The 10284-nt window shown below is 72.6% G+C and carries 8 protein-coding genes; 2 read left to right on the top strand and 6 right to left on the bottom strand.

From position 1 onward, the window contains the following. The first annotated feature begins 351 nt into the window (after positions 1 to 351). Complete coding sequence (locus AB7J25_RS21415; RefSeq protein WP_428511386.1) at positions 352 to 2226, top strand: sigma-54-dependent Fis family transcriptional regulator; 1875 nt, start codon at positions 352 to 354, stop codon at positions 2224 to 2226. A 108-nt stretch (positions 2227 to 2334) separates the two neighbouring features. Here the strand turns inward: AB7J25_RS21415 and AB7J25_RS21410 are convergent, their stop codons facing one another. The 6 genes from AB7J25_RS21410 to AB7J25_RS21385 all read right to left on the bottom strand — a co-directional run bounded on the left by AB7J25_RS21410 (position 2335) and on the right by AB7J25_RS21385 (position 9974). Further along, the gene (locus AB7J25_RS21410; RefSeq protein WP_428511384.1) at positions 2335 to 3021 is read right to left on the bottom strand and encodes a hypothetical protein; all 687 of its coding nucleotides are present in this window, start codon (positions 3019 to 3021) and stop codon (positions 2335 to 2337) included. 32 nt (positions 3022 to 3053) lie between these two features. After that, a complete protein-coding gene (locus tag AB7J25_RS21405) occupies positions 3054 to 4442 on the bottom strand; it encodes a cryptochrome/photolyase family protein (protein ID WP_428511382.1) in 1389 nt (462 codons plus the stop codon). A 22-nt stretch (positions 4443 to 4464) separates the two neighbouring features. Then, a complete protein-coding gene (locus AB7J25_RS21400; protein WP_428511380.1) occupies positions 4465 to 5841 on the bottom strand; it encodes an NAD(P)/FAD-dependent oxidoreductase in 1377 nt (458 codons plus the stop codon). A 46-nt stretch (positions 5842 to 5887) separates the two neighbouring features. Next, on the bottom strand, positions 5888 to 7204 hold the full coding sequence (locus AB7J25_RS21395) for a citrate synthase (RefSeq protein ID WP_428511378.1): 1317 nt from the start codon (positions 7202 to 7204) through the stop codon (positions 5888 to 5890). A gap of 109 nt (positions 7205 to 7313) precedes the next feature. Then, on the bottom strand, positions 7314 to 8684 hold the full coding sequence (locus AB7J25_RS21390; RefSeq protein WP_428511376.1) for an APC family permease: 1371 nt from the start codon (positions 8682 to 8684) through the stop codon (positions 7314 to 7316). 18 nt (positions 8685 to 8702) lie between these two features. Then, entirely contained in the window at positions 8703 to 9974 is a 1272-nt protein-coding gene (locus AB7J25_RS21385; RefSeq protein WP_428511390.1) for an MFS transporter, read from the bottom strand. A gap of 106 nt (positions 9975 to 10080) precedes the next feature. On the opposite strand from AB7J25_RS21385, the gene AB7J25_RS21380 reads away from it, so the two are divergent. After that, positions 10081 to 10281 (top strand): hypothetical protein, encoded by a 201-nt coding sequence (locus AB7J25_RS21380; RefSeq protein ID WP_428511374.1) that lies wholly within the window; start codon positions 10081 to 10083, stop codon positions 10279 to 10281. Positions 10282 to 10284 lie beyond the last annotated feature (3 nt).

The following is a 10284-nucleotide window of genomic DNA, read 5'->3' as shown; positions in this document are numbered from 1 at the left end:
ACTGCGGCTCCCAGGAGAGTTCCTGAATCTTCTGGTGAGCCTTTGCCAAGCTCTGCCGACTCACGTCAACTCCTCACGGTGTCGTGGTGGAACCCCGTGGGCCGGAACGGACGCGGGCGTACCGGCTTACGGAGGTCGTGCACGCGACGGGCGTTCGCTTCAGGGCGCGGGCCTTCCATGAGCGCTTCGTCTCGTGCTGGGAATCACAGCGCGCTGCCGAGCGACTGGAGGTCTCAATATGAGACGCTTGCTCGTTTTCGCAGCTCGCCTGGCCTGAGACGGGCCCGTAGAGGTACCTTCCGAAGCACAGACGTCAGGATCGATGACTGCTCCGGACAGGGGGTCTCCCGGTTGGGCCAGACGAGAGCGCCGAGCACCCGCCCACGCGGGGAGAACGCTACCGGGGCCACCGTTCGAAACGGCCCCGAGGCGCTGCCCGACCGCGTCGCGCACGCCCGCGTCTCGTTCCTGGTCGACGACCCCCTCGAACCAGGGATCGTCCGCGAGCCGATCCTCGCCTCCTGGACGCGGTCGCGCCAGTTCGACGTCGCCGCGGACCATCTCGACCTGCCCTACGAGACGGACGCCGACCGGGACTCCCTGCTCATTCGCACCGCGCGCCCGATCCTGGACGAGGTAGCCGACGAGTTCGCCACCGAGCCGGTGAGCGTCATCCTCTGCGACGACGACGGCGTGGTCCTGGACCGCCGCACGGGCGACTCCGGGCTCGAACAGCACCTCGACCGCATCTGGCTCGCCCCGGGTTTCAGCTACGCGGAGCGCTACGTCGGGACCAACGGCATCGGCACCGCCCTCGAAGGCCGCGGCCCGGCGGTCGTGTTCGGCCACGAGCATTACGTCGAGCATCTCGAGGACATGGCCTGCGCAGGCGCGCCGATCCGCCACCCCGTCACCGGCAAGGTGATGGGCGTCCTCGACCTCACCTGCTGGCGCCGCGAGGCGAACCTGATGATGGCCGGCATGGCGGGCACCATCGCCCGCCGCATCGAGGAGATGCTGCTCGCCCAGTCCGGACGCCGCGAGCTCACGCTCCTCAACGACTACCTCAGCACCTGCCGGCGCAGCTCGGGCGCCATCCTCGCGATCAGCGACGACCTGCTGATGATGAACGACCGGGCGCGCGAGCTGCTCGACCCCCGCGACCAGGTCCCCCTCCTCGCGGGCGCGTCCGAGGCCCTCGCCACCGGACGGCGCCAGCAGCTCGTCCTGGACCTGCCCAGCGGGGCCACCGCCCGCGTCCACTGCCGGCCCAGCTGGGCCGAGGGCGACGTACCCGGCGGCGTGCTCCAGGTCCAGATCGTCCCCGGCGGCGCGGCCCGGTCCACCGGCTCGCACGCTCTCTCGAGCAGCTGCGCCCCGGCCGCGGCCCTTCCCGCGGTCGTCGGGTCCGGCGCGCTGTGGTCCAAGTGTTGTCAGGCCGTGGACCGGCACTACCAGGCGCGGGAATGGCTCGTCCTCGAAGGCGAACCGGGCACCGGGAAGACGACCCTCGCCCGGGCCACCCACCAGCGCCGCACCCCCGCAGGCCACCTCCGCGTCCTCGACGCCGACAACTGGTCGCCGCGCTGGCTCGCCGAGGTCACCGAGGAGCTCGAGACCACCGAGGGCGGGACGCTGATCCTCACCCACGTGGACCGCCTGCCCGTCGAGGGGGTCCAGGCGCTGTGCGACGCCCTCGAACCGCACCGGGAGTCCACCGACCCCGAGCGCCCCTGGCTCGTCGTCACCGTCGACCGCGGCAAGGGGGCGGGCACGGCCGATCTCGTCGAGCTCGTCGACTTCTTCCCGCGCACCGTCGAGGTCCCCCCGCTGCGCCACCACGTCGAGGACGTCGCCGAGCTCGTGCCCTACCTCATCGCCCGCCTCACGCGCGGCGCCGATCTCACCTGCTCCCCCGAGGCCATGCGGGTCCTCATGCGCAACCGCTGGCCCGGCAACGTCGAGCAGCTCTACCAGGTCCTCCGCAAGATCGTCGCGCGGCGCCGTACCGGCATCGTCGGGGTGCGGGACCTCCCGCCGGAGTGCCGGGCCATCACCCGCCGGGTGCTCACCCCGCTCGAGGCCATCGAGTGCGACGCCATCGTGGACGCCCTGCTCGACACGGACGGCAACAAGGCCGAGGCCGCCCGCCATCTCGGGATGTCGCGGGCCACGATCTACCGCAAGATCCGCGGCTACGGTATCTCGATGCCGGGCCCGGGCTGACCCGGCTGACCCGCCCACCGCCGCGAGTTGCGCGTCTCATCAGCGCGAGTTCCGCGTCTCCTCAGCCGCGAGTTGCGCATCTCCTCAGCCCGAGTGCGCGTCGCGCTGTCAGCGGGCGGCGCGCCGCCGCGACGTGTACTCGGTGAAGCCGGCCTCCCGGGCTTCCTCCGGCGTGCGGAACCACACCTCGGCCTTCGTGCGGCTGTAGTACGGGCTGCTCGGTGGGTGGAACAGCATCGACCCGGTGTTGCCCTTGATCGTGTACTCGGGACCGGGGGCCGAACCGTCCGCAAGGGACGGGGCGCCGCCGGTCGCCGGGGCCACGGGAGCGCCACTCGGGGGTGACACCACGGGCGTGCCGTCCACGGCCGGGGCGTCGGGGGCTCCGTTGGTCGGGGCGGCGAACAGGGTCCGGGCCGCGGTCTCGGGCTCAGGCTCCGCGGCAACAGCGCGCTCCGCCACAGCGGCGGGCTCGTCAGCAGCGGCGGGCTCGTCAGCAGCGGCGGGTTCGTCAACAGCGGCGGGCTCCGCGGCCACAGCGGGCTCGGCGGTGTCGACCACCTCGTCGGCCACCTCGTCGACCACCACGTTGTCCACCGAGTCGACCACCGAAGGCGTGACCGCGGCCCGCGGTGCCTGCGGGACGGCGGACGGAGCCGGCAACATCTGGTCGACGGTCTCGTCCGGCGCCGCAGCGGACCGTCGCGACCACAGATACCAACCCGCGCCGCCCGCGGCGACGAGAGCCAGCAGCGTGCGGCGACGCCGTCGACGTCGGATCGGGTCCTTCGCCATCGTGCACCCCTTCCGCGCGGTGTCCAGCGACCCTAGCGCCGCGCGGCCTTGACCCGCTGGAAGCCCTCCAGCGCGACCTGCCGCTCCTCCGCATGGTCGACGATCCGGTCCGGATAACCGGACGGGACGCCGCCGGGGAGCCGCCACGGCTGGTGCACCGCCTTTCCCGGCACGTCCCGCAGCTCGGGGACGAAGCGGCGGACGTAGTCGCCGTCGGGGTCGTACCGCTCCCCCTGGGCGACGGGGTTGAAGATGCGGAAGTACGGCGCGGCGTCGGTGCCGCTACCGGCCGTCCACTGCCATCCGTGCTGGTTGGAGGCGAGGTCGCCGTCGACGAGCAGTCCCATGAAGTGCCGGGCACCCCACCACCACGGCAGGTGCAGGTCCTTGACCAGGAAGCTCGCGACGATCATGCGGACCCGGTTGTGCAGCCATGCCTGCTCTCGCAGCTGCCGCATGCCGGCGTCGACGATGGGGTAGCCGGTGCGCCCGTCGCGCCAGGCGTCGAACGCGCGCCGCGCCGTCGCGCCGGAGGCGAGGGGCAGCGCGTCGAAGGCCCTGTCGTGGTTCTCGCGGGCGCTCTCGGGCCGGTGGTGGAGGACGTCGGCGTGGAACTCGCGCCAGCACAGCTCGGTGCGGAAGCGGTCGGCCGCCTCGCCCCGCCGCCCCGCGAGATCGGCGAGCAGCGTGCGCGGATGCACGAGCCCGAACTTGAGGTAGGGCGACAGGCGCGAGGTGCCGGGCAGGTCCGGGCGGTCGCGCCGCGCGGCGTAGCCGCGCATCGACGCGTCGAGGAACCCCGTCCAACGCCCCAGCGCGGCGTCCTCGCCCGCGGCGGGCAGCTCGGCGTCGACGGCCACGTCGTCGGGGATCCGCACGGCGCGCAGCCCACGGCCGGACCCCGCCGGGTCCAGCCAGGTGACGGTGGACGCGTCCGTGCGCGCCGGCGCCCGCCAGCCGTGCGCGAGCCACGCCCGCCGGAACGGGGTGAAGACGCGGAACGGCTCGCCGTCCGCCTTGCGGACCCGCCCGGGCGCGACCGCGTACGGGGAGCCGGTGCGGACCAGCTCGCGCCCGTCCGCGGCCAGCGCCGTCCCGACGGCGTCGTCGCGGCGCGCACCGTAGGGGCCGAAGTCGGCGGCGACGTGGACGGTGGCCGCGCCGACGGCCGCGGCGACACGGGGGACGGTGTCGGCGGGATCGCCGCGGACGACGAGCAGCCGCCCGCCGAGCGCGTCGTCGAGGGTCCGGAGGTTGCGGTACAGGAAGGTCTCGCGCGCCGCACCGGACGGCGCGAGCAGCGCGTCGTCCAGCACGAACAGCGCGAGCGCGCGGGGCGCGGCGTCGGCGGCGGCGAGGAACGTCGGCTGGTCGCGCACGCGCAGGTCGCGGCGGAACCAGACGACCGCCGTCCCCGTCATGCCCGCCGACGCTAGCCGACGGTCACGCCGCCAGCAGCGCGAGCAGCCGCTCCCGGTCCGGCCCCGGCAGGGGAACGGGGTCGCCCGCGACCGCGACCGCGGCCTGGACGGCGGGCCTGGCGAACACCTCCTGCGGCTGCGCGAGGCACATGAGCATGTCGAGCATCCCGCGGAAGGCGTCAGGGTCCTGCCCGACGGCGGCGCCGAAGCGGGCCTGTGCAGGGTCCGGCGGCGGCGGGGCCTCGCCTCGGCGCAGCGCATCCATCTCCGCGAGGCGAGCCCGGTCTGCGGCGAGCTGGCTGCGGTAGAACGGCGTGACGACGCGCTCGGTGCGCTCGTCCCACACGGTCGCGAACGCCGCGGGGTCCCCGAGGTGCTCGCGGACGGCCGCGCGCAGCGCCTGCGCGTGCAGGATCCCGACGGTGAGGCCGCGCCCCGCGGACGGGTTCGTGCAGGCCCACGCGTCTCCGACGGCGGCGTAGCCGGTGGCGACCGGGCGCCCGTCGACGACGAAGCGCCGGTACCGGTCGATCGCCCCCGCCATCACGGAGACCCCGTTCAGCGCTTCGCCGTCGAGCCAGTGCGCCTGCAGCGGGCAGGCCGCCACGACCCGGTCGAACACCTCACGGTGGCGCAGCGCCTTGACCGGGGTGTCGGTCGACGCGCCGAACAGCGTCACCGACCAGGTGTCGTTGTCCGCCGCGAGCGTGAGCGCGGTGATGCTGCCCAGCGGCGCGAGAGCGGGTCCGCGCAGCGCGGGCGGGCTGCCGCGCAGGAAGCGGGTGTAGTAGACGAACCGGGCGTCCTGGCCCTCGACGAGCGGCGGCGCGGCGCCGATCGCGGCGAGCCAGCGCTCGGTGGGGCCGCGACGCCCGGTTGCGTCGACGACGAGGTCCGCGTGGATCCGCTCGCCGTCGTCCGTGACCACACCGGTCACGTGCGGCACGCCGGCCAGGTCCGACGGGCCGGTGAGCAGCCCGGTGACGACGACGCCGCGCCGCACGTCGACGTGCTCGGCGGCGACCTCCGCGAACACCGCCTCGACGACCGGTCGACGTCCGGTGACGATCTCGAACCGCTCGTCGCCCGGCCGCCGCTCCCGGATCCCGGGTGGCGCGGCGTCGATCCGGTTCAGCCGCACGCAGCCCGCCGCGGCGAGCCGTTCGCAGAGCCCCGGCAGCTCCTCCTCGCAGACCTGGCGGAACCGCGCGAAGAGCCCGTGCGGCTGGTGGAACTGCACCACCCCGCGCCGCTTCCACGTCCCCCACGCGGTGGCCGCCGGCGCGGGCGGCCCGTCCGGATCCGGCTCCAGCACCGTGACGGCGTGCCCGTCCCGCGCCAACATCGTCGCCGCCGACAACCCTACGACGCCTCCCCCGCACACCACGATCCCAGCCATGACGCCACCCCCTTCGGGGACGTCACGACCGGGACCGGCGCGGGGTTCAGCGGGCGGACATGTCCACGTAGTCGCGCTCGGTCGCGCCGGTGTAGAGCTGACGCGGACGGCCGATCTTGTTCTGGGGGTCGGTCATCATCTCGCGCCAGTGCGCGATCCACCCCGGGAGCCTGCCGAGGGCGAACAGGACCGTGAACATCTTCGTCGGGAAGCCCATCGCCCGGTAGATCACGCCGGTGTAGAAGTCGACGTTCGGGTACAGCTTGCGCTCGATGAAGTAGTCGTCGGCGAGCGCGCGCTCCTCCAGCGCCTTCGCGATGTCGAGCAGCGGGTCGGTGACACCGATCTTCGCAAGGACGTCGTCCGCGCTCTGCTTGACGATCTTCGCCCGCGGATCGTAGTTCTTGTAGACGCGGTGCCCGAAGCCCATCAGCCGGGCGTTGCGCTCCTTCTTCTTGACCCGCTCGATGAACGTGTCGATGTCGCCGCCCTCCACGTCCTGGATGCGCGTCAGCATCTCCAGGACGGCCTGGTTGGCCCCGCCGTGCAGCGGGCCGAACAAGGCGTTGATGCCCGCCGAGATCGAGGCGAACAGGTTGGCCTGCGACGAGCCGACCAGCCGGACGGTGGACGTCGAACAGTTCTGCTCGTGGTCGGCGTGCAGGATGAGCAGCACGTCCAGCGCGCGCACGATCTCGGGGTCGAGCTCGTAGGGCTCGGCGGGGAAGCCGAAGGTCAGGCGCAGGAAGTTCTCGACAAGGCCCAGCGAGTTGTCGGGGTAGAGGAACGGCTGCCCGACGGACTTCTTGTGGGCGTAGGCCGCGATCGTCGGCACCTTGGCCAGCAGCCGGACGGTGGCCAGCTCCACGGCGGCCTCGTCGAACGGGTCGAGCGCGTCCTGGTAGAAGGTGGACAGCGCGCTGACGGCGCTGGACAGCACCGGCATCGGATGGGCGTCGCGCGGGAAGCCGTCGAAGAAGCGCTTGAGGTCCTCGTGCAGCATCGTGTGCCGCCGGATCTTCCCCGTGAACGCTTCCAGCTCCTCGCGGCCCGGCAGCTCACCGTAGATCAGCAGGTAGCTGGTCTCCAGGAACGTCGACTTCGCGGCGAGCTGGGCGATGGGGTAGCCGCGGTAGCGCAGGATGCCCGCGTCGCCGTCGATGTAGGTGATGCCGGACGCGCAGGCGGCGGTGTTGCCGAAGCCCGGGTCGAAGGTGGTGTACCCGGTGCCCGGCAGCAGCTTGCCGATGTCGAGCGCCGATGCCCCGTCCGTGGCCGCCCGGATCTCGAGCTTCTGGTCGCCTCCGGGATAGCTCAGTACCGCCGCGGTGGTGTCGGCGCTGTCTGTGGCCTGGTCAGCCATGTGGGACCTCTCGCTCGTGATGTCGGCGTTGGCGCACTTCAAAATATCCGCCCACCGCGGTTCCGACAGGGCCGAATCGGCCGAGCGGGACGTGATGTCAACCGCGCGGTCAGCCCTTGCCCAGCTTGCGCGCGTCCACCTCGACGCTGCCGACGTACCAGCGGTTGACCAGCCACAGCACCGCGCCGACGGCCAGCAGGACGCCCGCCACGAGAAACTGCTGCACGGGCCTGCCCGACAGTGGCGTGGCGAGGAACCCGCAGGTCACGATGCCGACCCACGGCGTCCACTTCGGGGCGCGGAAGTGCTGGTGGTCGACGGGGTCGCGGCGCAGCACCAGCACCGCGATGTTGACGATGGTGAAGACAGCGAGCAGCAGCAGGGCCGTCGTGCCGCCGAGCAGGCTGATGTCCGCGGTGCCGACGAGGATGATCGCGATCACGCTCGTGAACGCGATCGACACCCACGGGGTGCGGCGCGCGGGGTGCACGGTGCCGAGCACGCGCGGCAGGATCCGCTCGTTCGCCATGCCGTAGAGCAGGCGGCTGGCCATCAGCATGTTGATCAGCGCGGAGTTGATCACGGCGAGGAGGCCGATCGCGGCGAAGACGGCCAGCGGGAACCCCGGCGCCCCTGCCTCGAGCACGCGGAAGAGCGCCCCGGACTTCGCCTCGCCGAGGACCTCGGCGGGCACGAGCATCGACGAGAGCACGGCCACCGCGACGTAGATGGCCGCCGCGATGCCCATGCCGAGCAGCATCGCGCGAGGGAAGATCCGGACCGGGTCGCGGCACTCCTCGGCCATGTTCACCGAGTCCTCGAAGCCGACCATCGCGAAGAACGCCAGCGACGTCGCCGCGGTGATCGCGAGGAAGGCCGTGGAGTCACCGGTGTCAATCTGCGTGAGCCGCGCGGCGTCGCCCTCGCCGCGCCCGACGACGGCGTAGATCCCGGCGCCGATGATCAGCAGCAGGCCGGACAGCTCGACCAGGGTGAGGCCGACGTTCGCCTTCACCGACTCCCCGACGCCCCGGAAGTTGATCAGCGCGAGGCCGAGGATGAACGCCGTCGCGACGCCCCAGGTGGGCAGCTCGACGAACTCCCGCAGGTAGGTGTCGCCGAACGCCTTGGCCGCCGTCGCCGCGGACGTCACCCCGGACGCCATGACGGTGAACGTGACCATGAACGTCAGGAAGTTGATCCCGAACGCCTTGTGCGTGTACAGCGCCGCACCCGCGGCCCGCGGGTACTTGCCGACCAGCTCCAGGTAGCTGAACGCGGTGAGGAAGGCGACGAGGAACGCCAGCAGGAACGGCAGCCACAGCGCCCCGCCGATCTCCGCGGCGACCGAACCGGTCAGCGCGTAGATGCCGGTGCCGAGGATGTCCCCGACGACGAAGAGCAGCAGGAGCTTGGGGCCGATGGCCCGCTTCAGCGTCGGCTGCTCGCCCCGCTCGACCGTGTCCGTCGCATCCGTCATGGACAGCCATCGTCCGGGTCAGGACCGCGGTTCGCATCCGGAGGCGGCACGGAACCGCCAGAAGGCCGGGAAGGCGACCACCACGGCGATCGCCAGCACGACGACGGCGATCCCGCCCGCCGTCGCCGCGGCCCCCGGACCGAAGGCCGCGGCGGCCGGACCGTGCCACATGTCGGCCAGCCGGGGCCCGCCCACGACCACCACGAGGAACACGCCCTGCATCCGGCCGCGCATCTCGTCCGTCGCGACCGTCTGGAGCATCGAGCTGCGGTACACGGAGCTGACGAGGTCCGCCGCGCCGCCGATCGCGAGGAACGCCACGGCGAGCCACAGCGAACTGGTGAGCCCGAACGCCGCGACGGCGACGCCCCACACGCAGATCGCCACCGTCACCGCCACGCCCTGGCGCGCCACCCCGTGCAGCCATCCGGAGAACAGGCCGGCGAGGACCATCCCGATCGGGATCGCCGCGAACAGCAACCCCAGCGCGGGACCGCCTTCGGGCGGGTCGCCGAAGACCGTGTGGGCCATCTCCGGGAACACCACCCGCGGCATCCCGGCCCCCATCGCGACCAGGTCGATCAGGAACGACACCAGCAGCACCTTGTGCACGGCCGCGTACCGGAACCCGGCCACGACCTCCCGCAGACCCGCCCTTGCCGGGCCCTCGGCCCGCTCCGGCGGCACCGGCGGTAGCCGCCAGATCGCCCACAGCGTCGCGAGCAGGGCGACGGCGTCGAGCAGGTAGAGCGTCGCCAGCCCCACCACCGGGATGAGGACACCCGCCAGCAACGGCCCGGCCACCGCACCGATCTGCGCCACCGTCATGTTCAGCGCGTTCGCCGACGGCACCTGGTCCGCGGGCAACAACCGCGGGATGACGGCGCTGCGCGCGGGCTGGTTCACCGCCAGCAGCGCCGACTGCAGCGCGAAGAGCCCGAGCACCGTCCACACCCCGCCGGTACCGGTGGCCGACGTGATCCACAGGGCCAACGAGGCCAGTCCGATGCCCGCACCGGAGATCAGCAGGACGAGCCTGCGGTCCAGGGCGTCCGCGATGGCGCCACCCCACAGCCCGAACACCAGCAGCGGAACGAGCCCGAAGATCCCGGTGAGGCCGACGTAGGCCGACGAGCCCGTGAGCTGGTAGATCTGTGTCGGCACCGCCACCACCGACAGCTGCGCCCCGACGAGCGTGACGATCCCCGCGAGCCAGAGCCTGCGGTAGGCGGGGGTGCGCAGCGGGCGGGTGTCGGCGACGAGGCTGCGCAGCCGGGCGCGAAAGGGCACGACCGCCACGAATACCACCGCGGCGGGTAGAACCGAGCGGGGGCTGGAAAGTCAGGTGAACATCGGCTTACGCTACGGCGCGTCTCGCCGGGAACGGAGGGGAACCGTGCTCACGGACCGTCAGCGCGACGCGATCGACTACTACCGGATCTACAGCGGCCCCGCCGAGTGGGTCGTCGGCCGTGCCGACCCGGACGGCCGCGTGCGCATCACCGCCGTCACCCGCCACGGAACGTGGTCCTACCTGCTGGACGCGGACGGCACCTGCCGGGCCGTTCCCGGCGGGTACCTCGCACCCGCCCGATGACTT

This window comes from Pseudonocardia sp. (assembly GCF_050246655.1).
Classification (GTDB): Bacteria; Actinomycetota; Actinomycetes; order Mycobacteriales; family Pseudonocardiaceae; genus Pseudonocardia.
Note: the sequence above shows the minus strand (reverse complement) of the source record. Positions and strands in the feature narration are given on the sequence as shown.